This is a genomic window from Geminicoccaceae bacterium (genome assembly GCA_020638465.1).
Lineage (GTDB): Bacteria > Pseudomonadota > Alphaproteobacteria > Geminicoccales > Geminicoccaceae > JAGREO01.
Genome location: JACKIM010000001.1, coordinates 1302801 through 1329462, shown reverse-complemented (window position 1 = coordinate 1329462; position 26662 = coordinate 1302801). Strand labels below are relative to the sequence as shown.

22 protein-coding genes and 1 pseudogene are annotated in these 26662 nt (G+C 59.7%); 7 read left to right on the top strand and 16 right to left on the bottom strand.

Annotated elements, in window-relative coordinates:
* Positions 1-9: 9 nt before the first annotated feature.
* The 3 genes and pseudogenes from H6851_06290 to H6851_06280 form a co-directional block, all read right to left on the bottom strand.
* Positions 10-1182 carry an IS256 family transposase gene (locus H6851_06290; GenBank protein ID MCB9943216.1) on the bottom strand — a complete coding sequence of 391 codons (1173 nt, stop codon included), beginning with the start codon at positions 1180-1182 and terminating at the stop codon, positions 10-12.
* Positions 1151-2236: an IS1634 family transposase gene (locus H6851_06285; GenBank protein MCB9943215.1), complete on the bottom strand. Its 1086-nt coding sequence runs from the start codon at positions 2234-2236 to the stop codon at positions 1151-1153. The genes H6851_06290 and H6851_06285 overlap by 32 nt, the downstream gene beginning before the upstream one ends.
* A 183-nt stretch (positions 2237-2419) precedes the next feature.
* Positions 2420-2551, bottom strand: a pseudogene (locus H6851_06280) (transposase).
* 370 nt (positions 2552-2921) lie between these two features.
* Between H6851_06280 and H6851_06275 the strand changes: the two are divergent.
* Positions 2922-4520, top strand: coding sequence for a transposase (locus tag H6851_06275; protein ID MCB9943214.1), 1599 nt, complete (start codon positions 2922-2924; stop codon positions 4518-4520).
* A 57-nt stretch (positions 4521-4577) separates the two neighbouring features.
* Here the strand turns inward: H6851_06275 and H6851_06270 are convergent, their stop codons facing one another.
* The 3 genes from H6851_06270 to H6851_06260 all read right to left on the bottom strand — a co-directional run bounded on the left by H6851_06270 (position 4578) and on the right by H6851_06260 (position 7373).
* Positions 4578-5084 (bottom strand): pilus assembly protein, encoded by a 507-nt coding sequence (locus tag H6851_06270; GenBank protein MCB9943213.1) that lies wholly within the window; start codon positions 5082-5084, stop codon positions 4578-4580.
* 7 nt (positions 5085-5091) lie between these two features.
* Positions 5092-6660 carry a VWA domain-containing protein gene (locus tag H6851_06265; GenBank protein MCB9943212.1) on the bottom strand — a complete coding sequence of 523 codons (1569 nt, stop codon included), beginning with the start codon at positions 6658-6660 and terminating at the stop codon, positions 5092-5094.
* Positions 6661-6737: 77 nt separating this feature from the next.
* The gene (locus H6851_06260; protein MCB9943211.1) at positions 6738-7373 is read right to left on the bottom strand and encodes a pilus assembly protein; all 636 of its coding nucleotides are present in this window, start codon (positions 7371-7373) and stop codon (positions 6738-6740) included.
* A gap of 418 nt (positions 7374-7791) precedes the next feature.
* Here H6851_06260 and H6851_06255 point away from each other — a divergent pair, with 418 nt between their 5' ends.
* From H6851_06255 to msrP, 3 genes are all read left to right on the top strand, one after another.
* Positions 7792-7989, top strand: a complete 198-nt coding sequence (locus H6851_06255) for a 50S ribosomal protein L32 (GenBank protein MCB9943210.1) — start codon at positions 7792-7794, stop codon at positions 7987-7989.
* Between the two features lie 547 nt (positions 7990-8536).
* Entirely contained in the window at positions 8537-8995 is a 459-nt protein-coding gene (locus tag H6851_06250; protein MCB9943209.1) for a SufE family protein, read from the top strand.
* Between the two features lie 77 nt (positions 8996-9072).
* Positions 9073-10035 (top strand): protein-methionine-sulfoxide reductase catalytic subunit MsrP, encoded by a 963-nt coding sequence (gene msrP, locus H6851_06245; GenBank protein MCB9943208.1) that lies wholly within the window; start codon positions 9073-9075, stop codon positions 10033-10035.
* A 495-nt stretch (positions 10036-10530) separates the two neighbouring features.
* Here msrP and H6851_06240 read toward each other — a convergent pair whose 3' ends face one another.
* The 5 genes from H6851_06240 to H6851_06220 form a co-directional block, all read right to left on the bottom strand.
* Positions 10531-11433: a LysR family transcriptional regulator gene (locus H6851_06240; protein MCB9943207.1), complete on the bottom strand. Its 903-nt coding sequence runs from the start codon at positions 11431-11433 to the stop codon at positions 10531-10533.
* Between the two features lie 172 nt (positions 11434-11605).
* Entirely contained in the window at positions 11606-12556 is a 951-nt protein-coding gene (gene trxB, locus H6851_06235; GenBank protein MCB9943206.1) for a thioredoxin-disulfide reductase, read from the bottom strand.
* Positions 12557-12740: 184 nt separating this feature from the next.
* Positions 12741-13184, bottom strand: a complete 444-nt coding sequence (locus tag H6851_06230) for an EamA family transporter (GenBank protein ID MCB9943205.1) — start codon at positions 13182-13184, stop codon at positions 12741-12743.
* 162 nt (positions 13185-13346) lie between these two features.
* On the bottom strand, positions 13347-14000 hold the full coding sequence (locus H6851_06225; protein MCB9943204.1) for a MarC family protein: 654 nt from the start codon (positions 13998-14000) through the stop codon (positions 13347-13349).
* A 55-nt stretch (positions 14001-14055) separates the two neighbouring features.
* Complete coding sequence (locus H6851_06220; GenBank protein MCB9943203.1) at positions 14056-15717, bottom strand: thiamine pyrophosphate-binding protein; 1662 nt, start codon at positions 15715-15717, stop codon at positions 14056-14058.
* Positions 15718-15862: 145 nt separating this feature from the next.
* Between H6851_06220 and larA the strand changes: the two genes are divergently transcribed.
* Positions 15863-17140, top strand: a complete 1278-nt coding sequence (larA, locus tag H6851_06215) for a nickel-dependent lactate racemase (protein MCB9943202.1) — start codon at positions 15863-15865, stop codon at positions 17138-17140.
* 47 nt (positions 17141-17187) lie between these two features.
* Here the strand turns inward: larA and H6851_06210 are convergent, their stop codons facing one another.
* Genes H6851_06210 through H6851_06200 form a run of 3 tightly spaced genes read right to left on the bottom strand, consistent with a single transcriptional unit; the run spans position 17188 to position 21680 of the window.
* Complete coding sequence (locus H6851_06210; GenBank protein MCB9943201.1) at positions 17188-17637, bottom strand: acyl-CoA thioesterase; 450 nt, start codon at positions 17635-17637, stop codon at positions 17188-17190.
* Positions 17634-19022 carry a leucyl aminopeptidase family protein gene (locus tag H6851_06205; protein MCB9943200.1) on the bottom strand — a complete coding sequence of 463 codons (1389 nt, stop codon included), beginning with the start codon at positions 19020-19022 and terminating at the stop codon, positions 17634-17636. Before H6851_06205 ends, H6851_06210 begins: the two co-directional genes overlap by 4 nt.
* A 15-nt stretch (positions 19023-19037) precedes the next feature.
* A complete protein-coding gene (locus H6851_06200; protein ID MCB9943199.1) occupies positions 19038-21680 on the bottom strand; it encodes a valine--tRNA ligase in 2643 nt (880 codons plus the stop codon).
* 226 nt (positions 21681-21906) lie between these two features.
* Here H6851_06200 and H6851_06195 point away from each other — a divergent pair, with 226 nt between their 5' ends.
* Complete coding sequence (locus tag H6851_06195; protein MCB9943198.1) at positions 21907-22173, top strand: DUF1289 domain-containing protein; 267 nt, start codon at positions 21907-21909, stop codon at positions 22171-22173.
* The gene (gene bmt, locus H6851_06190) at positions 22170-23186 is read left to right on the top strand and encodes a betaine--homocysteine S-methyltransferase (protein MCB9943197.1); all 1017 of its coding nucleotides are present in this window, start codon (positions 22170-22172) and stop codon (positions 23184-23186) included. The genes H6851_06195 and bmt overlap by 4 nt, the downstream gene beginning before the upstream one ends.
* Before the next feature lie 24 nt (positions 23187-23210).
* Here bmt and H6851_06185 read toward each other — a convergent pair whose 3' ends face one another.
* A complete protein-coding gene (locus H6851_06185; protein ID MCB9943196.1) occupies positions 23211-24713 on the bottom strand; it encodes an anthranilate synthase component I in 1503 nt (500 codons plus the stop codon).
* The gene (locus H6851_06180; protein MCB9943195.1) at positions 24710-26611 is read right to left on the bottom strand and encodes a peptidyl-prolyl cis-trans isomerase; all 1902 of its coding nucleotides are present in this window, start codon (positions 26609-26611) and stop codon (positions 24710-24712) included. The genes H6851_06185 and H6851_06180 overlap by 4 nt, the downstream gene beginning before the upstream one ends.
* Between the last annotated feature and the right edge of the window lie 51 nt (positions 26612-26662).

Below are 26662 nucleotides of genomic sequence, written 5' to 3'. Positions count from 1 at the left end.
TTTCCATCATCATCGCCCGTACACGAAATTCCTGACAGGCCCCTCCTTTTCGGCCAGGTTCAAGACCAGGAAGAGCAGCTTCATGGCGCTCTCGTCATTCGGGAAATGACCACGGGTTCGCACCGCGCGGCGCAGTTTGCTGTTCAGGGCTTCGATCGCGTTGGTGGTGTAGATGATCCGGCGAACGTCGTCGGCAAAGGCGAAGAACGGAATGACGGCCTGCCAGTTGCGACGCCAGGACATGGCAATGGCCGGGTATTTTTGCCCCCAAATTCCAGCATCGAACGCCTCCAGCGCCGCCATTCCGGCGTCGGCGTCCTTGGCCCGGTAGACGGTCTTCAGCTCGGCGGCGACGGCCCGGCGGTCCTTGTAGCTGACGAAATCCAATGAGTTGCGGATCAGATGAACGATGCAGGTCTGGACCTGGGTCTGCGGGAACACGGCCGTGATCGCCTCCGGAAACCCCTTCAGGCCATCGACGATCGCGATCAGGATATCCTCGATGCCCCGGTTTTTCAGCTCGTTCATCACCCGCAGCCAGAATTTCGCGCCCTCTGTCTGTTCGATCCAGAGCCCGAGGATCTCCTTCTGGCCGTCGAGCCGAACGCCGAGCGCGACATAGACCGCCTTGTTGCGGACCATCCCCTCGTCGCGGATCTTGACCCTCAAGGCATCGAAAAAGACCAGCGGATAAAGGCTTTCCAGCGGCCGGTTCTGCCATTCGGCAACCTCGTCCAGGATGTCGTCGGTCACGGCACTGATCAGCTCGGGGGAGACGTCAACGCCATAAATCTCGTCCAGATGACCGCGGATCTCCCTGACCGTCATGCCGCGGGCGTACATCGAGATGATCTTTTCGTCGAAGCCCGGCAGTCGCCGGCGATATTTCGCGATGAGCTGCGGATCAAAGGTCGATAACCGGTCACGTGGCACCGCAATCCCGAACTTGCCACTGTCCGTGATCACCGTCTTGGAGCTGTAGCCATTGCGGCTGTTGGATTTCCCCTCGCTCGCTTCGCCAGCCAGGTGATGATCCATCTCGGCGTTCAACACCCGCTCGGCCAATTGCCGTTTGAGCTCATCAAGCAATCCTCCCTTGTCGAACAGCGTCGAGGGATCTTGCCCAACAAGCAACTGGTCGATCAGTCGCTCACGTTGCGTAGGCTTCTTGCGTGCTGGCATGTGATGGTTCCTCTCTTTCCATCATCATCGCCCGTACACGAAATTTCGGACAGGTCCGCGTGGCGAGAATGTATTTACCGGCACCTTTGGCCAGCTCTTCGAGATTGCCCCTGGAGTACATGCCGGCATCACCAACAAACAGCGTCCGTCCCAGCCGCATTTCGCGCAGATCGTCCTTGACCTTCTGCACGGTGGTGACGTCGGGCGTATTGCCGGGAAAGATCCAGGAACGGACCGGCACGCCTTCGCGCGTCACGGCAAGAGCAATCACGATCTGCGGGTCGTTGTCGCGGCCCTCCTTGGAATGACCGCGCTTTCGAAGCGGTTCGAACTGCAGCCCGCGCCACTCGTGGCTGGCAACATCCTCCTCATCGGTCTCGAACCAGGCGGTGGTGGCGTCATAAAAGACCAGATCCACATCCAGCTTGAACAGATCGACGCTGTTCCAGAACACCTCGCGTTCGATGGCGTCGCCATGCTCGGCAAGAAGGTCGAGTGCCCGGTAAAGCTGCCCCAAGGCGAGATCCTTGGCCTCCGGCAGCCATACCCGATCCAGAAAATGCTCATGACAGGCCAGCTTCGAGCCCGGCCGTGCCAGACGTTGTACAACCATCGCCAGCAACGCCGCCAGATGCGGTGCTTTCAGTTTGTTCTGCTCGATCCTGGAGGTGATCGCCGCACCAATGCCCAACTGTTCCCACAGCGCCTTGACCACATGGATAACACCGAGCTCGAAAACCGCCTCGATCTCGATTGCGCCAGCACCGCCGCCTTCGACCACCAGCTCGCCCTTCTCCTCGGCCAGAACCCGCCGGATGCTGGCCACCAGCCGCTCGAGCACCGCCCGGTCCAGCTTGTCGGCACGGCCGAAGCTATGCACCACCCGGGCCTCGACATGGCCCTTTTCCGGATGGCGGTGGTTCTCGGCGAGCGCGTAGTAGCACACCTCGCTGCCATCCCTGTTCCGCCGCCTGGTCGTTCGCAAGTACATGCCCACGACAATAGCATGTTTGACCGCCCCGAAAAGCCAGAAAACATCAATTCGTGTGCCCACATGTTTTTCGACGAAAATCCACCACCGACGAAAACCAAATTCAACATTTTCAACAGCTTGCTGACGAAGATCACCGAGAAACCACGCCAAACATGCCCATTCACCGCAAACTCAGGCCGGACCATACAACCCGAAACAGCAAAAACCGACCATCGTCATTATAAAGTGAACGGAATTGCGGCTAGGCAGGTTCTCAAGCCGGGTCATGGTCGGCTGCGAGCACAGGTCGCGCCCGCTCTCGGGCAACCGGCCAACCGCCAGTTTGAATGCAGGATCGGTGCGCAACCGCTCGCAGTCATTGGCATCTGCGTAGCCGGCAGCAATCATCAGTGCCCGAAAGCGGATCATCGAAGCCAGATCATGCACGATCCGGTCCGGACGACGTGGATCCTCAATACATCCCGCCAGCCGCCCACCGTCAAACGCAACCCGCACCGCCTTGCCATCAACAGGTGACAATCCCGTAAAAAGCGGCATATCTTCGGCCATGGCGAGCGCAAGCTCCGTTGTCGGCTGTGAAACTGCCCAAGCACCAGAATCATACGCCATAACAAACGGTTAGTCTGCACTCGCGTAACCGGTGCAAAAGTCCGGGCGGACTGGATTTTTGAGGCTTGATCTGCGCGCATGGAATAAGAATATGTTCTCGATTCCCAAGAGCGATGGGACGTGATTCAAGTTTGTTATGTCCAAGCCCAATGCCACCAACCTCGCCACACTCGGCCTTGATGATCTCCGCGATTTGGTTGCGGCGCTGCTGGAGCGCGTCGCTTTGCTGGAGGCGGAGAATGCAGCATTGCGGGATGAGATTGCCCGGCTCAAGGGGCTGAAAGGGCGGCCGAAGATCAAACCGTCGGGGATGGCAGCGAAGGCCGGAACATCGACGGCCACAGGCAAGCGAGGCGGCAAGGGCAAGCGGGGTGGTTCGTCGAAGGCCAGCCGGCGGGTTCCTGTGGTGAGCGAGGAGCAGAAGCTCGGGGTTGAGGCGCCGCCCGGCTCGCGGTTCAAGGGGTATGAGGATTTTGTCGTGCAGGATCTGCGGCTGGAGAGCCGGGTGATCCGCTATCGCCAGGAGCGCTGGATGACGCCGGACGGGCGAACGGTGACAGCGCCGTTGCCCCAGGGCTTGTGCGGGCATTTCGGGCCTGAACTGGTGCGGTTCATCATTCTGCAGCACGTCCAGGGCCAGGTCACGACGGAACGCTTGACGGCGATGCTGAACGAGATCGGCATCGTCATTTCCAAGTGCCAGGTCATCCGGCTGTTGAACAATGATCCAGGCGATTTGCATGACGAGGCCACGGAGCTGTTCCGCGCCGGTCTCGAGAGCGCGAAATGGATCACCGTCGATGACACCGGCGCCCGGCATGGCGCCAAAAACGGCTTCACCACCCAGATCGGCGATGACCGCTTCACCCACTTCGCGACGACGTTTTCCAAGAGCCGGGTGAATTTTCTCGAACTGCTGCGCGCCGGTCATGGCGGTTATGTCCTCAATGACGACGCCTTCAGCTACATGCGCAAACATGCGCTGGCAGGCTCCGTGATCGCCCGGCTGGAGGCGCATGACACCAGGACATTCGCCGATCGCGGCGCCTTCTCGGCCCATCTGGGCGAACTCGGTATCGATCAACTCGATGTTCACCCCGACCCGGTCAAAATCGCCACCGAGGCCGCACTGTGGGGCAGCATCCACCACCACGGTCTGCTGAACGATACCGTCATCGTCTCCGATGGCGCCGGACAGTTCCGCGTCGGCCAACATGCACTCTGTTGGGTTCATGCCGAGCGCCTGATCCACAAGCTCGTCGGCTTCAATGAAAGCCAAAGACGTGCCATCGATCTCCTCCGCCAGCTCGTCTGGTGGTTCTACGCCGATCTCAAGGCTTACAAACAAGCCCCGCAAAGGTCGCGAGCTGCCCAGCTCCGTGCCCGCTTCGACCGCATCTTCAAGCGCAAGACCGGTTTCGCCACCCTCGATCGCCTGCTCGCACGCCTGCATGCCCGCAAACCGGAACTCCTCCTGGTCCTCGACCGACCCGAAATCCCCCTGCACACCAACGGCTCGGAAAACGACATCCGCTGCCACGTCACCAAACGCAAGATCTCCGGCGGCACCTGGTCCGATGCCGGCCGTCAGGCACGCGATACCCTGCTCGGCTGCATGAAAACCTGCCAGAAACTCGACGTCTCCTTCTTCCAGCTCCTCGGCCACCGACTCGCCGTACCATACACGACAGAAATCCCACCACTCGCCCAGCTCGTCACCGCCGCCAAGGTCTGATCGCCCGGACTTTTGCACCGGTTACGCACTCGCTTGCAACTTCATGAATTTTTCGGGCTAGTATGGCTCTGTTCGGAAGATGGTCATGGCATTGATGTAGACAGATCCGTCGGGGCCTTTTGATTGTTCCAGGATTGGCCCGACAAAGCTGGGAGGTAGCCGGTAAACGACTTCAACCCCCATGATCTTACCGGGATTGCCGGCAACGAAATGACCTTCCGATGCATTGACCTTCCCATCACTCGTCATGCTCTCCATTGAGGCACCATCAAGTTCGCGGACTTGAGTCACAATTCTCTTTTCGCAATTCGGCAGAAGTCGAGACCTGCAAATCAGGTCGCGAAATGAAAGCTCGCGTCGCCAGGCTGGAGTCTTGAGGATCTCTCCCGTCTGAATAACTCTCTGAGCACGATCCAATCCTGTAATTAGTGCCCATTTTTGCATAAAATAGAAACCCGTATCGAATATTCCCATGACCAGCAAAAAAAACAATGGAGCTGTCAATGCGAATTCCATTGCCGCAATACCCGCCCGGCAACTTCCAAAGCAATTCATGAACTTCATGATTCCCTCATTTCGTCAGCCGAAGCGTTCCAATTGACTGGGAAATAGACCGAAATACGTCATTTAAACTTTTAACATCCGGCGCCAAATAGAAATCTGCAGGGCTCGATGCGCAGTTCCGCAAAAGCTCAATTCCATCATCATTTGTTCCGAAATTTACTGTAATTACCTTGATATTTGCATATTTCGCATGGCTACAAGTTTCGCTGGTACGCCGATCCATAAATGCGTTGACGACTTCATTTTTCGAATCGATCGTGAGCGAGCGATCCAAGCGACCATCGCTCGGAAATCCCCATGCGCCGTAATTGCGGGTCTCCGCAACCGGTGAAGCATTTGCTCCATCTGTCATCAGGATCAGTATTTTGTGCGAATCGTTATCAAAATTTTCACTGGTCGACTGATCGAGAGGCGGTGAAGGCGTCAGGGCACGCCATCCCCAGGTAAGACCGATGGTAAGGTCGGTCACATTGATGTGATCATTGACCATCGCATCGAGTGCGGCAAAAATTTCGTCGCGATTGCTGGTCAATGGCAACAATGGCGACATCGTGCAGTAGAAATTCGGCCCCCGGCGAATTCTGTCACCCTTCAGGTCCGCCATTGTGCTATTGCTGGTTACCGGTTGTCCGGGTACACCATACTTGCACGTGTTATCAACATTCTCCATAAAATCACTTGGTACTCCGCCACTGCAGACACCGCCGTCATCCTCAAGCCAGTTGTTGTTGGCCGAGTCGACCCTGTCGACCGGCTTGCCCTTGACAATATCGGGGATATCAAAGGCAAAGTACGGCAGAAACCAGGTACTCGGATCCCACTTCAATGCGGGAAAATCCCGTGTATCGAAAGGGTATTGCCGGTGCTCGACACACCCGGCCCAGCGTTGGTCCGAGACCTGATCAAAGAGCTCTCCGCGCGTCGGATTCCAGTTGTACGGCGACCCGCCGCGCACGGACTTGCTGACCCGATTTATGTGGTCACGGTGATTTGGTGCGGTACCTTGATAGAGATCAATCCACCATTCGCCCATCTCCGACTGCGGCAGACGCACCGTGCCGGCAAACGGCACTATCGAGATCAAGGTCTGGCGACTATACCCCGTACCGTTGACCGTCATCAGGCTGTCGACCAGTTCCTTTGCGGCGGCCTTGACACCAGCCAGCTCAGCGTCACTGATCGATCGGGAATTATCGAGAACGAGAGCCACTTCCAGCTTCATGCGGTCAAATTCAGCTGCAGAAATCACTTTATATCGTAATATTTCTACGTTGAATATACTGGAAAATATTCCACGAACATTTCCAGTCAATTCAATTCTTGCAGATGAATTTCCTGGATTCACAATGAATGAATCGATCTTGTAGACTCCATGAAATTGACTTTTTAAGAATTCTTCTCCATATTTCTTTAGTTCATTGACAGAAATGTGTTCATTCACTGCCGATTTCTTGGCGACCGCCAATGTTGTCGCATCGGCTGCATTTTGCAATTTTTGCTTGAAGACGACAGCCTGGAGACCATCAACAGCGATCGAGCAGATCATCAGCACAACCGGGAGGAGGATGGCCAGCATAATGACGCCTACACCACGACAATCCTGCTGCAGTCGCCGGAGATAAGAGCGAATTGAAGGTATATTCATTCGTGCTACTACAGATGGCTGCAGGTGCCGGTTTGGCTGCCTGACATCGTGATGGCGGGCTGGTAGCGTGGCACCGAAATAATCGGTTGCACATTGTGGACGATCAGATCGCCCTTGTTTCCGAAGATGAAACTGAACATCGGGCGTAGCCGGGTTTCCCCCTCGACAACGACATAAAACTCTCCTTCGCTCTCAAGATTTTTGGGAATCAGGTCCGAGTTGCCGACAGAAAACGCATGACTGGTGTTGTAGTGCGATTGCCAGAGCGTCGTTTCCTGCACGCGATTGCCATTGGCTCTTTCAAATGCCACACCGGCGACGCGAATGCCGAATACCTGACTATTGAAACTATCGGAATTTTTTGCTTTCGAGTATAGATTACTACCAATATTTCCTGCAAGGAATGTCGATAATGACATTTGATAGTAATTATCAAGATCCTGACAATTTATCGGATCCCGTTGTGACATCACCAATTCAGAAAAAACGTCAAACGCATGGTCAGCCTGTTTTTGCTGTACCGTTGCTATGCAAACTTCGGTCAGACCAAGTAACACGATCACGAGGATGATGAATGCGACAGCCATTTCGATGGCCACGGCACCCCTTTCATCTTCGACAACCCGATTGTTGTTGACCGTCAATCCCGATCCCCCGCCAATCCCGAGTCCCGGCGGAGGATAATCGCTAGCAATTAACAAATGTTTAATTCTACAGTGTCATAAAATCTTGTAGCGCAAAAGAAAATCCGTTCCGAACGAGACAACCGCACATTACCGGTCTCGTGATGCATGGGTGTGGCGGGGAAACCAGCAAGGTCGACATGTCCGCCGAAAACCGGGACAAAACTCCCTGTGCGATTCGTCAGGGGTATGGATTGACGATTTGCCGCCTCATCCTTTAAGAAGCGTGCGCCTGAAGATGAGCATGCAGGAGATGACGTTCCCGATCGAGATTTCTGGAGCGCCGTTTGTCGTGGGCGGTCGATGCCCCGACAACCTGAACTGATATGAACTCGCCTGCAACGTCGGTTCGCAGGCATCAAGCCCAAAGGATTGAACAATGGCCGTCCCACGCAAGAAAGTCAGCCGCAGCAAGCGTGACATGCGGCGCTCCCATGACTCCTTGACCGCGCCCCAGGTCGTCGAGGACAAGGATTCCGGTGAGTTCCGCCGCCCTCACCACATCGACCTCAAGAGCGGAATGTATCGCGGACGCCAAGTCCTGACCGTAGCCAATGATATTGACGAAGACGACTGAAAAATACTCAAACGCGCCGCGGTTGCCTGAGGCTGGGTTGTCTGGGTCCAGCAATCCTTGTCTGAGCGACCCCTTTTGAAATGAGGTCACAGCTTCTGTGGGCATGGTATTGCCGGCGGGACCGGCGAGGCGGAAGTAATGCAGTATGTGTTCGAGGGGGGCCATCTGCTCCCCCTGGACGCGTTGCCGTGGTTCGCGCCGTTCGATCAGTCCGCCATATTCGTTCGACATCAGTGGAACGCCGTGAGCGCGGGCTCCAGCTGGCGGTTCGTCAAGCCAACGCGCCAGCTGTGAGCGCCGTGCAGACAAAGCCGTCCCAGCTCCTCGCGAACCTGACATCAAAATTCCACGACCGGTTACGGTCGCAGCCCTGAATTACGCTCGTTCGGAACATTCTTCACCGTTCCGATGGCTCAATCGAGGGGCGTGCCGGGGAGTCAGGATGTATGGCACCGGCAGGTCGGCGGCGGCTCCTTTATTGACGCGTCGGCGGATCGCAACATATGACCGGCGACACAGCTTGAGAACGAGGGACGTCGATCCAGCAATGCAGCAGCAGCCGACACTGGCCGAAGAAGAGGCCGCGATCATCGAGGAATTCGAGTTCTTCGAGGATGCGCGCGAGGTGATCGAGCATATCGTCGAACTCGGCAGGGAACTGCCGGCAATGGACGATGCATTGAAAACGGAGGCATCGAGAGTGCGCGGCTGCCAGAGTCAGGTATGGCTGACCGCCGATCTCGACATGACCAGCGCCAAGATGCGCCTCACGGCCGACAGCGATGCCGTCATCGTCAAGGGACTTATCGCCCTGGTCCTGCGCCTCTACGACAATCGCCCGCCGCAGGTTGTTGCCGACAGTGAGACACGCGTGTTCGAGAGCATCGGCCTAGGCAGGATGCTTACTCCCGGCCGGCAGAACGGTCTTTATTCCATGCTCGCGCGAACCCGTCAGCTGGCTGCCGCTCTTGCAAAGGCCAACAACGGTTCCATCGCGTCCCCTTGATTTGCGCGGAACGGGCAACGGCGCTAATGACGTCAACCTGCCATCTGGAGTTCCCTGCCGCGAAGTGAGTGGACACGATGCTGACAAAAAGTCGAAAAAGCTGGGAAATCAACGAAAACCAGGCAACCGACGAAGGTGTGTGGCTGCATCGCCGGGCCCTGCTCAAGGGCCTTGCGGTCGGATCGCTGCTCACCCCCCTGCAGGGATGCGGCTCCGGCGTCGCCGACGAGCCTCCGATCGCCCCCGAAATCTACCCGGCAAGGCGCAATCCCGCATTTACCCTCGATCGGGATATTACCGACGAGGCACTCGTCACCTCCTATAACAATTTTCATGAGTTCGGATCACACAAGCGGATCGCCTCGGCCGCCCAGAGCCTTCGACTCCGCCCCTGGGCAGTGGTGATCGACGGCATGGTCGACAAGGAGATGACGCTGGATGCCGAAGACCTGATCCGCAAGATGCCGGTCGAGGAGCGCCTGTACCGGCATCGCTGCGTCGAAGGCTGGTCGATAGCTGTCCCCTGGACAGGTTTTCCCCTGCGCGCACTGATTGACATGGCGCGACCGCTGAGCAGCGCGAAATATCTTCGCATGGAGACCTTCAAGGATTCCAGCGTGGCATCCGGACAGCTGCAGTTCTGGTATCCATGGCCCTATGTCGAAGGTCTCACGATGGCAGAAGCCCGCAACGAACTCGCATTCATCTCCACCGGCATGTACGGCAAACCGATGCCCCGGCAAAATGGTGCCCCGTTGCGACTGACCGTACCCTGGAAGTATGGCTTCAAGTCGATCAAATCCATCGTGCGCTTCAGTTTCACCGACGAACGCCCAGTGAGCTTCTGGGAAGAAATCCAGGCATCCGAGTATGGTTTCTGGGCGAACATCAATCCGGACGTTCCACACGCCCGCTGGAGCCAGGCCGATGAACAGATACTGGGAACCAATGAAATCGTCCCCACCCGGATTTATAATGGATACGGGGAACAGGTAGCCGACCTCTATGCGGGCCTGAAATCCGAGAAGCTTTTCATGTGAAGACGCAATCCGAGTCGGGCAAATTCAATCTATAGGCTAATATCATCATTTCTGCACAGATTTCCCGCTTGACGGAAATATGCCGAGCCAATTATAGCCCCTTGCAGACGTAGCCGAGCTTGAAAAAAATAGCCGGGTCCGAAGACCCGGCCAAGTAGATCAGGGAGGCTAAACGTCTGGATGAGATGGTCCCGTAGGGACCAGCTCTGGAGCGAACTCCAACATTCGCTTCCGCTCTCCGAACCCGGAGAACTCAGCAGGGTGTCCAGAGGCTCCACCCGTGCTGCACTGCAATAATTAGCCAGCTCCATCACCTACCACCAGCCTTTTTTTGTAAAGTCTGCCTTGCAGTTTTTGCATGGCTTCCCGAATGCGACATCAACTCATTCAAGCAATCTGAATTTTCTCAGGAAAATCATATGGTTGGAAGATAGCCCAAGATAGAGCAACCTTCTGTCGGCACCGCAATATTTTTTTGCTGCATTGCGCAAAACGCTACCAGACGGGCTGCGCAGCGACCTTTTCCAGCAGAAAATCGCGGAACGCCGATACCCGACGGGATGAACGCAGTTCTTCCGGATAGACGAAATAGGCGGTGAATCCCGGCCCTTCGATATCGGAAAGAACCCGCTGCAATTGCGGACTCTGAGCACAAAGGTAATCCGGCAGCGAGGCAAGCCCCAGTCCGCATTCGGTCGCTCGAAGCATGCCAAAGACATTGTTGATCTTGAGGGTCGGCGTCCGCCGCTCGCTTTCGGCAAGATCCATTCCCGCTTCGAGGATCCAGTTCAAACCGGAAACGGGCGGCTGCCAATCGTCACCGTAGGCGATGAGTTCATGCTTCGAGAGCTCATCAACATTGGCCGGACTTCCATGCTTGGCGACATACGCCTTGCTGCCATAGATGTGGGTATGCGCCGTCATCAGCTTGCGCTGGATCAGGTCCGATTGCGTCGGCTGCTGAAGACGGATCGCGACATCTGCCTCGCGCATCGACAGATCCAGGTCGGAATCGCTGGCAACCAGCGTGATGCTGATCTCGGGATAGAGCTCACGGAATTCAGCTAGGTGCGAAACCAGCCATACCGTGCCAATTCCCACGGTCGTGTTGACACGCAGGTGACCGCTGGCGGTATTGCGGACTTCTCCCAGCACGGTCTGCATCGACGCCATGCGCCTGGCCACGGCCGTGGCGGTCTCCAGCAGGATCTCGCCATGTTCCGTGAGCAGCAGGCCGCGCGCATGCCGGTGGAACAGGGAAACTCCCAGATCCTCCTCCAGAGCACCGATCTGGCGGCTGATGGCGGACTGACTGAGCCCCAGCCGGTCGGCGGCCTTGGTGAAGCTGCCTGCCCCGGCTACGGCATGGAAAATCCTGACACGGTCCCAATCAAGCATATGTCAATCCGTTCTGGCAGGTTGCCGAATGCGCCGCGAGCCATCATCCCTGCAGTCCAGCCCCGCACGGACGAGAGTGCCCGAACCCCATGATCAGCGGAACGTCCTCACCCGCCCTGCGGGCGCCCGATCACAGGATTGTGCGGTTCCCGATCCGAGCACGACCACTCCATCAACCGTCCTGATGTTGAGATAGATAACGTTCGGCCTCCAGTGCGGCCATGCAGCCGGTGCCGGCAGCCGTCACCGCCTGGCGGTAAATCCTGTCCTGCACATCACCTGCGGCGAACACACCGGCGACCTCGGTTGCCATACTGTCGGGGCGGGTGATCAGATAACCTTCGCGATCCATCGCCAACTGGCCCCTGAACAGTTCGGTCGCGGGTGAATGACCGATGGCAATGAACACCCCCTCGACCGGAATCTCGGATGTCTCGCCGCCTTGCACATGTTTCAGCCGCAGCCCCGTGACCGATCTGGGTTCATCCACACCCAGCACCTCATCGACCACATGGTTCCATACGACGTCGATATTTTCAGTCTTGGAAACGCGTTCCTGAAGGATCTTCTCCGCGCGGAATTCATCGCGCCGATGAACGATCGTGACGTGCTCGCACAGATTGGCGAGATAAAGCGCCTCCTCGGCTGCCGTATTGCCGCCACCGACTACCGCGACCCGCTTGCCGCGGAAGAAGAAGCCATCACAGGTTGCGCAGGCCGAAACACCGTGCCCCTGATAGGCCCGTTCACTCGGCAGCCCCAGCCACCGAGCCACCGCTCCGGTGGCAATGATCACCGAATCGGCCATGATCTCGATGCCACCATCCGTCCTTGCCCGCAACGGAGTCGCGTTCAGATCGACCTCGCTCACAAGATCGAACATCACCTCGGCACCGCAGGCTTCCGCCTGCCCCTGCATTTGCTCCATCAGCCACGGCCCCTGAATGGCCTCGGCAAAGCCCGGATAATTCTCGACATCATTGGTGATCGAGAGCTGCCCGCCAGGCTGCAAGCCCTGCACCAGCAACGGATCAAGCCCGGCGCGGGCGGTGTAGATGGCTGCCGTGTAGCCGGCCGGCCCCGACCCGATGATGAGGACCTTGACGTGTCGTGACTTTTCCATGGACGCAAGCACTTTCGGCAACGAGGGCGGCAATCGGACGGCAATCTATAGAACTGTGACTCCAAGTGCCACCCTGCAAGGGTACGGAGCCCGTTTCGGCAACACTGCGTGCCGGATCGTGCTGCAATGCAACAGCACCAGACCGATACTTCACCGTGGCTGCCGCGGCGTCACCAAGCCACTGTCAGGGCTTCCACGCGACGAGTACGGCTCCCGCCGCGATCAGGAGAACGCCCAGCCAGTTGATCGTGCCGAGCCGTTCACCAAGAAAAAGAGCACCGAACAGTGCCACCAGTACGACACTCATCTTGTCCACGGGGGCCACTCGCGACGCCTCGCCGAGCTTGAGCGCCCGGAAATAGCAAAGCCATGACGCGCCCGTCGCGAGCCCCGAAAGGATGATGAAGATATAGCTCTTTCCCGGAACCGAGTTGAGCGACTGCCATTGACCGGTGCCAACGACGATAAGGACGAGCGTCGCGAGAATGACGACCGTCCGCAGCAAGGTGGCGAAATCCGAGCCGACGTCAGCAATCCCCACTTTAGCGAAGATCGCCGTAAGTGCCGCGAAGCACGCGGCCAGTACGGCCCAGACCTGCCATTGACCGAGCAGACCCGACAATGACATCTCCCATGATACCCGCGGCCTCTGGTCCGCTCGACCGAATACACCATGAATGGCGACGAGGCGAAAGGGTCCGACGATCCGGACGAGATTGGAGAAGTTCGCGGCAACGGCACAGATCAGGGGCAGAGACCGGCGTGGCCGACGGCTGCGAGCGAGCCCTTGTCAGTGACTGCCCAGATTGACAATGCCGAACGCGTTGAGGCCGGTGACGATGAGCTGGATGGCAACAGCGGTAAGCAGGATGCCAAAAACCGCTTCGGAGACAATCTGCACAGTGGGACGTAACCGCTTGGCTATCTTGTCCATGTTGCGGAATACCAGCAGGTCGAATCCTCCAATCATCAGCACCACGCAGATCACGAGCAGGACACCGCCGACATTGCTGACATTGCTGGAAGCCACGATCAGCACGCTGATCCCCACGGGATTGAGCAGATAGGGGATGGCCAGCGGATAGAGCGCAAGCTTCATGGGATCGGTCGGCGGCGCCCTCCCCTCGACCTCGCGCACCACCTCGCTTGTCGGGCCCACGGCCATGCCCAGGGCCAACCGCATCAGGACAAGCCCGCCGGCGATCTCCACCGCACCCGCGGAAATATGGAACATCCGCAGCAGCAGCCAGCCGGTGGCAAACAGGATCAATGCTGTCACCACGGCGACGATCACCATGCGGGTACCGATCTCCCGCTGGATCGCGGGCTCGAAACCCTGGGTTTTCTCGATGAACGGTACCAGGGCGATCTTCGGACCAAGCCCGATCAGCATCAACAACAGCAGTTTTGCGAACAGGTTCACATCGACATTGTTAAAATCCACGGGAAAATTTCCTTACCGATTGAACATCGCGATTCTGGTCAGGTCTCCGGCGGGATCAGCGCTTCAGCGCGCCTTCGCGTATCTGGGAGATGGTCAGCTTCGGCGTGATGGCCTCCGGATCGATCATCACCTCGATGACGGCCGGCAAATTCGACGCCACCGCGGCCTCGAAGGCCGATGCGAATTCGTCGGTGCGCGCGACCCTGGCGCCAAAACCGCCATAGGCGCGCGCCAGCGCCACGAAATCAGGATTGCTCAGGTCCGTTCCCTGTACCCGTCCGGGATATTCCCGCTCCTGATGCATGCGGATGGTGCCATACATGCCGTTGTTGACGAGAATGGTGACGAACGGCACGCCATACTGCATGGCAGTCGCCAGCTCCTGTCCATGCATCATGAAGCACCCGTCACCGGCAAAGCAGACCACAGGCCGCTCTGGGCAGCGCAGCTTGGCCGCCACAGCCGCCGGCAGTCCGTAACCCATCGAACCCGACGTCGGACCGAGTTGGCTGCCGAAGCTGCGGTAGCGGTAGAACCGGTTCGGCCACGTGCAATAATTGCCCGCGCCATTGGTGACGATCGTGTCGGCCGGCAGCCTCTGGTTGAGCCATGCCATGATCTCGCCCATCTGGACATCGCCGGGTATGACGACCGCAGAGGTATGGCTGTCATAATCCCTGCGGCCCTGCTCCAGCGTCGGCGCCCATGGACGTGAGACCGGCGGCGTCAACTCCGCCAGTGCCGCGGCCATGGCCCTCGTGCCGGAGAGAATGGCCCGTTCAGCCTGATAGACCCGCCCCAGTTCTTCCGCACCGTTGTGGATGTGGATCATCTTCTGGGTCGGCAGGGGAAGACCGATACGGGTGTAACCGTCGGTAGTCATCTCCGAAAGCCGCGATCCCAGCACGATGAGCAGGTCCGCTTCGTTCAACCGGCGCAGCAGCGACGGATTGGCACCGATGCCCACATCCCCCATGTAGCAGCGATGCGTGTTGTCCATCAGATGGGCACGACGAAATCCGACTGCTGTTGGCATGTCGAACCTGTCCGCAAACGAGGCGATGTCGGCGCATGCCTTCTCGTCCCAGCCGCTGCCACCAAGCAGCAGCAGGGGCCGCCCGGACCCTGCGATCGCTTCGGCAACCGCCTCGATGTCACCGGGTGACGGCCACGCTTCCACCGTCACGAAAGGCTTTCCGTCGGCGACATCGGCTTCCTCGGCCAGCATGTCCTCCGGCAGAGCCAGCGCCACCGGGCCGGGCCTGCCCGAGGTGGCGGTCATGAAGGCCCGATGAACGAATTCGGGGATTCGCGCCGGATCGTCGATCTCGGCAGTCCACTTCGTCACCTGTGACAGGAAGCGTCGATAATCCAGTTCCTGAAAGGCCTCGCGCTCGATCATGCCGCGCCCCACCTGTCCGATGAACAGGATCATCGGAGTGGAATCCTGCATGGCGATATGCAGCCCGGCTGTCGCGTTGGTAGCACCGGGACCGCGGGTGACAAAGGCAATGCCCGGTCGGCCGGTAAGCTTGCCACAGGCTTCCGCCATCATCGCCGCACCACCTTCCTGGCGGCAGATCACGAACTTGAACGCATTCTGTCCATACATGGCGTCCAGCGCATGCAGGTAACTTTCTCCCGGCACGCCAAACGCGAGATCAACACCGTTGAGCAGCAATTGATCAATGAGAATGCGACCACCGTTGCGCAGCATTCGAGCCTCCGACACCATTTCTCCCCAGACGCATGCGCTCTATCGAACATGGATGGCGCCCGCAAGGGTAAGCAGGCACAATGGCGAAGGATCAGGATGTCCGCATCAGTTCGGACATGCGCAACGGAACGGGGAGAACACAACCATGGCGATCGAGCTTCTTTATGGCCGCGGCACTCTCGCCGTGGAGATTCCCCAGGGCATCGCGGCACATGTCATCAACAAGCAGGCAATGCCCGTGCTGGACGATCCGGAGGCGGCCATCGACGAGGTGCTCGCCCCGCTCGGCCAACTCGCGACAGGCAGGCGATCGGCCTGCATCCTCATTTGCGACATTACCCGCCCCGTTCCCAATCATCTTTTCCTTCGGCCGCTGATCCGCCGTCTCATGGATGCCGGCCTGCCCGCGTCCGGCATCACCGTACTCGTCGCCACCGGCCTGCACCGTCCCAACGAAGGCGATGAACTGGCCGAACTGGTTGGCGATCGGTGGGTCATGGACCACGTCACCGTCGCCAACCACTTCGCCGAGCGCGACGAGGATCATGTCGATCTCGGTCACACGCCCGGCCGCGGCGTTCCGGTCAGGCTCGACCGCCGGCTGGTCGAGGCCGACCTCAAGATCGCCACCGGTCTCGTCGAACCGCATTTCATGGCCGGCTGGTCGGGAGGGCGCAAGGTGATCGCCCCAGGCGTCGCGCACAAGGACACGATCACCACCTTTCACAACAGCCGTTTCATGAGCGATCCCGCCGCACGCAACTGCAACCTCGACGGCAACCCGCTGCATGAAGAACAGCTCGCCATCGTCAAAATGCTTGGTGGAGCCCTGGCTCTCAACACGGTCATCGACGAAGAACGCCGCCTGGCCTTCGTCAACTTCGGCGAAATCGTCAGCTCCCATCTTGAAGCCGTCGCCTTCGTGAGCCGTTTCGCCGAGGTACACATTCCGCGCCGCTACAAGGTCGTGGTCACGAGTTCCGCCGGCTACCCTCTCGACAAGACTTACTATCAGACCGTCAAGGGCATGGTGGGGGCCTTGGGTATCCTTGCCGAGGGTGGCGATCTCATCATTGCCTCGCAATGCAGCGAGGGCATCGGCTCGCCACACTTTGCACAAGCCCAGCAAAGGCTCGTGGAGCTCGGCGTGAACGGCTTCTGGTCGAGCATCGAAGGGAAGCCGCTGGCCGATATCGACGAGTGGCAGACACAGATGCAGCTCAAGGCCATGAGAGCGGGCCGCGTGACTCTCGTGAGCGACGGTCTCGACGAAAGGGCGCAAGCGATGACCGGGGTCGATCATGCACCCGACATCAGCGCAGCCCTGGCCGCAAGCCTGAAGCGTCACGGAGTTAGCGAAATCGCCGTGATCCCCGAGGGTCCCTATGTCGTGCCGGTTGCAGACCGAGGGCCCGACCGCTGATGCATTTTCTGCGGTGTTTCCGCCATCGGACGCGAAGAGTTCGCCTGTCAGCCAGCAGGAACGGACCTCGTCAGCGATTCGAGAGCTTCACGGATACCCCCGGGTATGGGCGTTGGCCGCTGGTCGTTCCGGGTCACGAAGACATGAACGAAATGACCTTCCGCTGCGGCACTATCGTCATCGTTGCGAAAGATGCCAATCTCGTACCGTACCGAGCTGTTTCCCAGGTGTGCAACCCTCACACCGGCGATGACCCGGTCCGGGTAGGCAATCGAGCTGTGATAGCGACAGCCGTTTTCCACGGCCATGCCGACGACCCCGGCCGACCATGGGTCGAGCCCGCCACGGCTCATCAGGAGCTGGGCAATCGCAGTATCGAAGAAACTGTAATAGACGACATTGTTGACATGACCGTAGATATCGTTGTCCATCCAGCGGGTGTTGATCTCGCTGAAATACAGATAGTCGCTCCGACGGCCCGGCGATTGACGACTCAAGCGACGTCTCCGTAACGATTGCGCAACATTTCAAACAGGGCTCGCACGGCCACGGCCTCGCCGCCAGCCGGCCGGCCGGGACGCGTGTCGCCATTGATACCATAGACATCGAGATGCGCCCATGATTTCGCCTTCTCGACGAAGCTTTCAAGGAACAGGGCCGCCGTGATGCTGCCGGCGAAAGGCTTGGTCCCCGAATTGTCGATGTCACCCGTCTTGCCCTTGATCAACCGACGATAGGGTTGATGCAGGGGCAGGCGCCACAGGGGTTCGGCACACGTCTCTCCGGCCAGCAGGATATCGGCCGCGAGCTTGTCGTCATTGGCGAAAAGGACCGGCAGATCGGGGCCGAGCGCCACCCTTGCCGCCCCCGTGAGGGTCGCCGCATCGACAAGGATCTCCGGCTCCTCCTCATCGGCAAATGCCAGGGCATCAGCGAGGATCAATCGCCCCTCGGCGTCGGTATTGCCAATCTCCACGGTAATGCCCTTGCGGCTCTTGAACACATCGCCCGGTCGGAAGGCATTCCCCGACACGCTGTTTTCCACAGCGGCAACCAGCAGCCGCAGCCGGACCGGCAACCGTGCCGACATGATCGCATCCGCCAGCGCCAGCATCGCAGCCGAACCGCCCATGTCCTTCTTCATCAGACCCATGGCCGAGGCCGGTTTGAGGTCCAGACCGCCCGTGTCGAAGCACACACCCTTGCCCACAAGGGTCACCTTCGGATGGGCTTCGTTGCCCCAGACCATGTCGATCAACCGGGGTGCCCGGTTGCTGGCAGCGCCGACTGCATGGATCAGCGGAAAGTTCTGTTCGAGCAATGCATCGCCGACGATGGTCCTCGCCACCACACCGTGCCTTCCGGCAACCGACAAGACAGCATCCGCCAGTTCCGCGGGCCCAAGGTCGTTGGCCGGCGTGTTGACCAGATCGCGGCCGAGCGCTATCGCGCCGGCGAGATCCTGCATCCGCCTGACATCGGCATCAGGCTGGACGCAAAGGAACTGCTCGCTGCCATCTGCACCTTTCGACTTGTATCGATCGAAGCCATATCCCTGCATGATCCAGCCGAACACCGCCTCCGACGGTGGCAGCAGTCCCTTTGGATCATCGAGCTTCCATGTCCCGTCGGGCAGAACCGAACGCAGCATCGAGGCATCCCAGGGCTCGACCGGGCTCGAACAGACCAGCACCGCTCCACCGGCGCGGCCGGTCTCGTCCGGCCAGTAGGCCGCCGATTGCGGCCGGGGCTTGAAACCTGTCGTGTCCAGCCAGCCACGGGCCAGCGACGGAAGCCCTTGTTTCAACTGGTCAAAACCGTCCCTGTCGATGACATGGACGGTACGCGCGTCAGCTGCGCTGGCAACGATGCTGGATGACATGACCAGCCCTCTCCTTCAGAACGTGATCCGCTCGATCGCCGCCTCGAGCCTGCCTTTGGCCTGCAATGCCGATTCCAGCCTTTCGCGCTGTTCCTCGACCACGCTTTCGGGCGCGCGTTGCAGAAAGCTCTCGTTGGCGAGCTTCTTCTCGATCTTCATGATGTCGGCCTCGACCTTGCCCCATTCCTTTTGCAGGCGGCCGCGCTCGGCAGCAAGATCGACAAAATCGGCCACCTGCATGGCAAAGGTCGTCTCGTCGACCACCACCTGCAAAGTGTTCGGGGGAACACTGCCGGCACCCTCGACAATATCTTCCAACCGGGCCAGTCGCATGAGAGCTTCGCGATGGCGTCGCAGCCACTCGCCGGTCCTGGCTGATGCACCGTAGGCTTCAAGCTGCAACTTTGCCGATGCGGGAACATTGAGCTCGCTGCGCGCAGCGCGAATGGCACCGACAACCTGTATGAGCCAGCGCATCTCGGCCTCGGCCTGCGCATCGACCAGAGCGGCGGGCAGCTCCGGCCATTGCGCACGGATCAGCATGTCTTCGCGACCGAACAACTCCTTCCAGAGCTGCTCGGTGACAAAGGGTGCGATCGGGTGCATCAGGTGCAGGACCTTCGCCAGCACCCAGGCGGCCGCAGACCGGGTTTCGACCTTGAGCGCCTCGTCCTCGCCCGAGAAGGCGGGCTTGGCCATTTCGACATACCAGTCACAGAACAGGTCCCATGTGAACTGATAGATGGCGGTCGCGGCTTCGTTGAGCTTCATGCTCTCCATGGCCGCGTCGACGGCCATATTGAGCCGGACCGTCTCGCCGACGATCCATCGATTGACCTGATAATTACAGGTTGCAGGATCGAAACTCTCGGAAAATTCGCCGCCATTCATCTGGACGAAGCGCGAAGCATTCCACAGCTTGGTGATGAAGTTCCGGTAGCCTTCGACCCGTGGCTTGCCGATCTTGACGTCACGCCCCACCGGGGCTGACGCCATCAACGCGTAACGCAGGGCATCCGCTCCGAACTCGTCGATCATCTCGATCGGGTCCATGACATTGCCACGCGTCTTGGACATCTTCTGCCCCTTCTCGTCGCGGACGAGCCCGTGGAGCAGCATGTGCCTGAACGGTACCTCACCTGTGAAATGGAGGCCCATCATCATCATCCGGGCGACCCAGAAGAAGATGATATCGAAACCGGTAACAAGAACGCTGGTCGGATAGAACCGCTTCAGCTCCGGTGTCTGATCGGGCCATCCCAGTGTCGAGAAGGGCCACAGACCGGAAGAGAACCACGTGTCGAGCACGTCCGGATCGCGTTCGAGGTCGACCGGCCTGCCATAGTGTCGTTCCGCTGCCGCCAGCGCCTCGGCTTCCGACTCCTCGACGAATATCCCGCCGTCGGGACCGTACCATGCCGGTATCTGATGTCCCCACCACAGCTGTCGTGAAATGCACCAGGGCTGAATGTTGCGCATCCACTCGAAATAGGTGCTCTCGAACATCTGCGGAACGATGACGGTCCTGCCGCTCTCGACCGCCTCGATCGCCGGCCTGGCCAGGGTTATCGCATCGCAATACCACTGGTCGGTCAGGAATGGCTCAAGAGGCGTGCCTGAACGATCACCATGCGGGACAGTGTGCAAATGCCGTTCGACCTTGTCCAGCAGCCCCAGCGCTTCCATGTCGGCGACCACGGCCTTGCGCGCGTCGAATCGATCCATGCCCCGGTATTTTTCCGGTACGCTGTCGTTCAATGTGCCGTCGGGATCGAGAATGTTGATGGCTTCGAGGCCATGGCGCCTGCCGACCTCGAAGTCGTTGAAGTCGTGGGCCGGCGTGATCTTGACCGCCCCCGAGCCCTTCTCCGGATCGGAATGCTCATCGGCAACCACTGGAATGCGCCGCCCGACCAGCGGCAGAACGAGATGTTTGCCGACCAGATCCTTGAACCGCTCGTCATCCGGATGCACCGCGACACCTGTGTCGCCGAGCATCGTTTCCGGCCGGGTGGTCGCCACCGTGAGGAAACGATCCTCCTCTCCTTCCACCGGATACCGGAAATGCCACAGCGAGCCCTGAACCTCGGTTGCCTCGCTCTCCAGATCGGAGACGGCCGTCTTGAGCTTGACGTCCCAGTTGACCAGACGTTTGTCCTTGTAGATCAACCCTTCCTTGTAAAGCTGGACAAAGGCCCTCAATACCGCCCTGGATAATCCCTCATCCATGGTGAAGCGCTCGCGGGTCCAGTCGGGCGACGTGCCGAGACGCCTCAACTGTCCAAGAATATTGCCCTGCGAGGCTTCCTTCCACTCCCAGCACGCTTCGAGGAATTTCTCGCGGCCGATAGCGACGCGACTCGTGCCCTCGCTCTCCAGCTTGCGCTCGACCATCATCTGCGTGGCAATTCCGGCATGGTCCGTGCCGGGTTGCCACAGGGTCGAATGGCCCTTCATGCGATGATATCGGGTGAGGACGTCCTGAAGGGTCTGGTCCAGCGCATGGCCCATGTGCAGCGAGCCTGTCACGTTCGGCGGCGGCATCATCACGCAGAAGGGAGCCTTGCCCGACGGCGTGGCCGCAAATGCATTCGACTTTTCCCACCGCTCGTAAATCGCCTGCTCGGCCTCACGGGCATGATAGGTCTTGTCCAGCATGGCTGGATTTATCCTTCTCGTTGACAATGACGAACCGTGTAATGCTTGCAACAGACACGCGACGCGGTTCTAGCAGCGTACCGGGCAAATGGCGACCTTCACCTGAATGTCAACCGGAGGCGTCGTCCTTCCCCGAACCGGGGAGATGTGCCGTATGGGAATGCAGGCCATCGGCGGAATGCCTTTCGCAAGCACGGCATCTCGTCTATGGAGGCGTCCGACCGGTATGGCTCGATTCTGTACTGTTGTGAAAGCGGCGCTGGTGAGCGACCTCCCCGACATTCCCTCCCCCTGTATCGGCATCTGCCGACTTGACCGCGAGACGCGCCAATGCGAGGGCTGTCTGCGGACGGCACGGGAAATTGCCCGTTGGCCTTATGCCGACAACACTGAACGACTGACCATCGTCAATGACCTGCGCGAGAGGCGCCGCGCACGTGGACGGACGAGTGCCGCCGACAGCCGGCCGAGAAGGCGCGCAAGGGTGAAATGATGAACAAGCTGCAATCCATGCTCGAAGACCGGGGCGTGCTGCTCGCCGATGGCGGAATGGGAACCGCACTTTTCCGGCGTGGTCTGGAAACTGGCGACAGTCCCGAACTGTGGAATGTCGAGCACCCCGATCGTATTGCCGACGCCCACCGTGAATTCATCGAAGCCGGTTCCGACATCATTCTCACCAACAGCTTCGGCGGTAACGCTATGCGCCTGACGCTGCATGATGCCCAGCATCGGGTCGCCGAACTGAATTCGTCCGCCGCGAGAATTGCGCGCTCCGTGGCCGATCATGCCGGCCGGCCCGTGCTGGTAGCAGGATCGATGGGCCCCACAGGCGAGATTCTTGAACCGGTCGGCACCCTTTCCATCGCCGATGCGACAGCAGCCTTCGCCGAACAGGCCAGGGCTCTCGCCGACGGAGGGGTCGATATCCTGTGGTGCGAGACGCTGTCATCGGCGGAAGAACTCGAAGCGGCGGTGGCAGGCGCCTCGGCAACGGGCCTGCCGGTTGTCTGCACCATGAGTTTCGACACGAACGGTCGCACGATGATGGGCCTCACGCCCGACACAGCCCTCGCTTTCACCCGCACGCTGGCCCGCCCACCAGCCGCATTCGGCGCCAATTGCGGTATCGGTCCGGCCCAATTGCTGGGATCAATCCTCGGAATGAACCGCCTGGAACACGCTGACGACATGATTGTCGCCAAGGGCAATTGCGGAATTCCGGAATATCGCGATGGCCATATCCACTACTCGGGCACGCCCGAGATCATGGCGACCTATGCGGTCATGGCCCGCGATGCCGGCGCGGTGATCATCGGTGGCTGCTGTGGCACGGCCGGAATCCACCTGGCGGCGATGCGAAAGGCCCTCGACGAGACACCGCGCGGGGACATGCCCGATGTCGATGCTGTCGAGCTCCGGCTGGGCAGCATTACCACGCCCACCGATGCCGCGGAAAGCCACAAGCGCGACCGCAACGAGCGCCGAAGACGAAGGACATCCTGAAGCGGCGCGCCCTCCTGCCGGGAATCAGCGGCTGCGTTGAGCGAAGCGGACGGCTTCCTCGGCAGCGCGAACCAGCGCCTTTGCCTTGTTGACACTTTCCTCGAACTCGGCATCCGGGTCGCTGTCCGCGACGACGCCTCCCCCCGCCTGGATGTAGAGCTTGCCATCCTTGACCAGGCCGGTACGCAGGGCGATGCAGGTGTCCATGTCACCGTCAGCCGAGATGTACCCCACCGTTCCGGCGTAGAAACCGCGACGCTCCGGTTCCAGTTCCTCGATGATCTCCATGGCGCGAACCTTGGGCGCGCCGGAAACCGTCCCGGCGGGAAAGCCGGCCATCAGCGCATCGATGGCATCGAGTTCGGGCCGGATGCGTCCCTGCACATTCGAAACGATGTGCATCACATGGCTGTAGTACTCGATCTGCATCTGTTCGGTAACTTCGACACTACCGACCTGTGCCACCCTGCCGACATCATTGCGACCGAGATCAAGCAGCATGAGGTGCTCCGCCAGCTCCTTGGGATCGGTCAGCAGCTCTTCGGCCAATGCCCTGTCCTCGTCAGCATCTCGGCCCCGCCTCCGGGTTCCGGCCAGCGGACGGATGGTGACGACACCATCGCGCAACCGCACGAGGATCTCCGGGCTCGACCCCACAAGGGTATATCCGTCCAGTTCCAGAAAGAACAGGAATGGCGAGGGGTTGAGCCGCCGCAGGGCGCGATAGAGCGCAAAGGCCGGCAATTCGAACGGAACCTCGAAGCGTTGCGACGGCACAACCTGGAAGATGTCGCCCGCAAGGATATAGTCCTTCGCCTTTTCGACCATCTCCTTGAAGGTCTCGCGAGTCATGTTGGAGACCGGCTCGGGGTGCGGCGAGGACATTCGCGCACCGCTCGGATTGATGCCGCGACTGAAGTCGGCCACCGCATCCGACAGCCTTTCCCTGGCCAGTTCGAAAGCCCGGTCGGCGGACATCTCCGGTGAGGGATAGACCGGCGTCACGACAGTTACCCGATCCTCGATATTATCGAAGATGGCAACCAATGTCGGCCGCATGAATACCGCCTCGGGCAAATCAAGCCGATCGGCATTCTTCTCGGGCAGGCGCTCGACCTGACGGACCATGTCGTACGTCATCTGCCCGAAGAGGCCCGCCGACATGGGAGGAAGTTCCGCAGGCAGCTCAATGCGCGATTCGATCATGAGTGCACGCAGGCAATCAAGCGGTTCTCCGGGCACCGGCTCGAACGCATCGAGGTCGAACCGCGCACGGCGATTGATTTCGACGCGCTGGCTGCGTGACCGCCAGATCAGGTCCGGCTTGATGCCGATAATCGAATAACGGCCACGCGTGGCCCCTCCCTCCACGCTTTCGAGCAGAAAGCTGTAGGGGCGTCCTTCGGCCAGCTTGAGCATGGCCGAGACAGGGGTTTCGAGATCCGCCACAAGCGAGGTCCAGACGACCTGCGGCCTTCCGGTATCATACTGCGTCGCGAAACTCTTCCGATCGGGGAATGTACTCACTGCGTTGGGCTCAAGGCTGTGGCCAGCGCCCTCAGCGCGGCCTCGTTGATCTGGACCGGATAGCGATGGCGCAGGGCCTGCTCGTATTGCACCAGAAGGTCATTCTGCTCCTGCATGCGCAGTTCCTCCTTCAGCGGGTCGAGAGATTCCGGCTCTGCGGCAGGTATCACCTCGTCTTCGCGCACGATGACGGCGCCATCGCCGACATCGATGGGCTTGGTGCTCGCGGTTCCCTGTTCCAGTTCGAACAACGTGGCCAGCACCTCGGCATTGATGCCGGCCGCGGCGGGATCGGCATTGCGCTTGACCGGCTCGATATCGACCAGCGTCGCGGCATCGCCCTTTTCCGCGGCAATCGCCTCAAGCGTTGCGCCGGCGTGAAGTCGCTCGACGATGAGGGCCGCATCCTCCATCGCCCGCTTCTGCTGCTGCCCGGCTTTCCACGCGGCAAGCACCTTGTCATGGATCTCGTCCAGCGTGCGGTCGCGCGGCGGATCGATGGAATCGACACGATACATGAGATATCCGTCGTCGGTCTGCTCCAGCAACGATGTCTCACCCCGGGCTCCGGAAAAGAAGCGACCCAGCACATCTCCACTGATCGTGTCATTATCCAGAGGAGAACCGTCGGCATGCTCGCCATTGCGGTCAACCATGTCGAGCTTGACGACCGGGAAATTCAGCTGTCCGGCAGCAGTCTCCAGATCGGAACCGGCGGCAACCTCGTCATCGAGCGAATTGGCCAGATCGGGAAGCTGCGCGCGGGCATGTTCAAGCGCCAGATCGTCATGCAGCTGCTGACGAACCTCATCGAGAGGCCTGACCTTTTCAGGCTCCACCTCGATCAACCTGAAAAGATGCCAGCCGAAGGCGCTCTGCACAGGGTCGCTGATGCTTTCCGTGTCGGGCAGCGCAAAGACCGGATCGCCGAGCGATGCGGGCAGGTCATGCCGGGCCAACGGACCGATCGAACTGTAGGACACGCCTTCGCCGGCGAGCGCTTCCGCAATCTCGGCCATCGTCGCGCCATTCTCGATCTGCTCGCGTGCCTTCCCGATTACCGCCTCATCGTGAGCAAGCAGCTGGCCGACCTTGCGCTTTTCCGGTGTTGTGAAGGATGCGATCCGCGCATCATAGGCGCTCTGGAGCTCATCCGGCGTGACATCGATCTCACCGACGAGACTCTCGGGCTCGATGACCACCGCGACCCCCGAACGGTATTCCGGCGCCTTGAACTCGTTCTTGTGACCGTCGAGCCAGCTTTCGAGCACACTGTCATCGGGATCCGCGATAACGATGGCCGCTGAAAGCAGGTGCAAGGCGGTTCCGCGCCGCTCTTCGTTGCGATAGGCGTAGATACGGCTGGCCTCCTCTTGGGGAATCACGACGAGACCGCTGACGGCATCGATCAGCATCGCCCGACGGAGATCGTCCCGGACCTCCTCAATAAAGGCATCCTCGGTCATGCCCTGGCTGCGCAACACCACATCCAGCCGATCGCGATCGAACCCGGCAGAGCCACGGAACACGGGATTTTCGGTGATCGCCGCACGCACCGAACTGTCGGCCACACCAAGCCCCAAGTCGAGACCGTGCATATCCACCAGCCGTTGGGCGATCTTGGCCTGCATTGCCTGGTTCAACAGGCCGAAGGCGACAGCCTGGCCACGGTCAAGGGGAGTATTGAACTGCTGACGGAACCTGTTGATCTGGTCATCGAACTCCCGATTGACCTCGGTGCCGGTGACCTCGAGATCACCCACTTCCGCAATGGTCTGTCCCCCGCGCGGCCCGAAGAACACGTCACCGATGCCCCAGATCGCAAAACTGAGGATCAGCAGCACCAGGAGTCCGCGAACCACCCAGCTGGAGGCCTGATTGCGCATCGCATCGAGCATCGTCCAACACCATCCGTTTTTTTGGAAACCAGTCAGTGAAACGCCCGACGC

Excerpts from the sequence above, each read along its gene's own strand:
- bmt (MCB9943197.1), top strand. The coding sequence starts at position 22,170 with ATGATGAACAAGCTGCAATCCATGCTCGAAGACCGGGGCGTGCTGCTC.
- H6851_06290 (MCB9943216.1), bottom strand. The coding sequence starts at position 1,182 with ATGCCAGCACGCAAGAAGCCTACGCAACGTGAGCGACTGATCGACCAG.
- H6851_06270 (MCB9943213.1), bottom strand. The coding sequence starts at position 5,084 with ATGAAGTTCATGAATTGCTTTGGAAGTTGCCGGGCGGGTATTGCGGCA.
- H6851_06255 (MCB9943210.1), top strand. The coding sequence starts at position 7,792 with ATGGCCGTCCCACGCAAGAAAGTCAGCCGCAGCAAGCGTGACATGCGG.
- H6851_06180 (MCB9943195.1), bottom strand. The coding sequence starts at position 26,611 with ATGCTCGATGCGATGCGCAATCAGGCCTCCAGCTGGGTGGTTCGCGGA.
- H6851_06240 (MCB9943207.1), bottom strand. The coding sequence starts at position 11,433 with ATGCTTGATTGGGACCGTGTCAGGATTTTCCATGCCGTAGCCGGGGCA.
- trxB (MCB9943206.1), bottom strand. The coding sequence starts at position 12,556 with ATGGAAAAGTCACGACACGTCAAGGTCCTCATCATCGGGTCGGGGCCG.
- H6851_06275 (MCB9943214.1), top strand. The coding sequence starts at position 2,922 with ATGTCCAAGCCCAATGCCACCAACCTCGCCACACTCGGCCTTGATGAT.
- H6851_06205 (MCB9943200.1), bottom strand. The coding sequence starts at position 19,022 with ATGTCATCCAGCATCGTTGCCAGCGCAGCTGACGCGCGTACCGTCCAT.
- msrP (MCB9943208.1), top strand. The coding sequence starts at position 9,073 with ATGCTGACAAAAAGTCGAAAAAGCTGGGAAATCAACGAAAACCAGGCA.
- H6851_06220 (MCB9943203.1), bottom strand. The coding sequence starts at position 15,717 with ATGCTGCGCAACGGTGGTCGCATTCTCATTGATCAATTGCTGCTCAAC.
- larA (MCB9943202.1), top strand. The coding sequence starts at position 15,863 with ATGGCGATCGAGCTTCTTTATGGCCGCGGCACTCTCGCCGTGGAGATT.
- H6851_06265 (MCB9943212.1), bottom strand. The coding sequence starts at position 6,660 with ATGCTGGCCATCCTCCTCCCGGTTGTGCTGATGATCTGCTCGATCGCT.
- H6851_06250 (MCB9943209.1), top strand. The coding sequence starts at position 8,537 with ATGCAGCAGCAGCCGACACTGGCCGAAGAAGAGGCCGCGATCATCGAG.
- H6851_06200 (MCB9943199.1), bottom strand. The coding sequence starts at position 21,680 with ATGCTGGACAAGACCTATCATGCCCGTGAGGCCGAGCAGGCGATTTAC.
- H6851_06230 (MCB9943205.1), bottom strand. The coding sequence starts at position 13,184 with ATGTCATTGTCGGGTCTGCTCGGTCAATGGCAGGTCTGGGCCGTACTG.
- H6851_06195 (MCB9943198.1), top strand. The coding sequence starts at position 21,907 with ATGGCTCGATTCTGTACTGTTGTGAAAGCGGCGCTGGTGAGCGACCTC.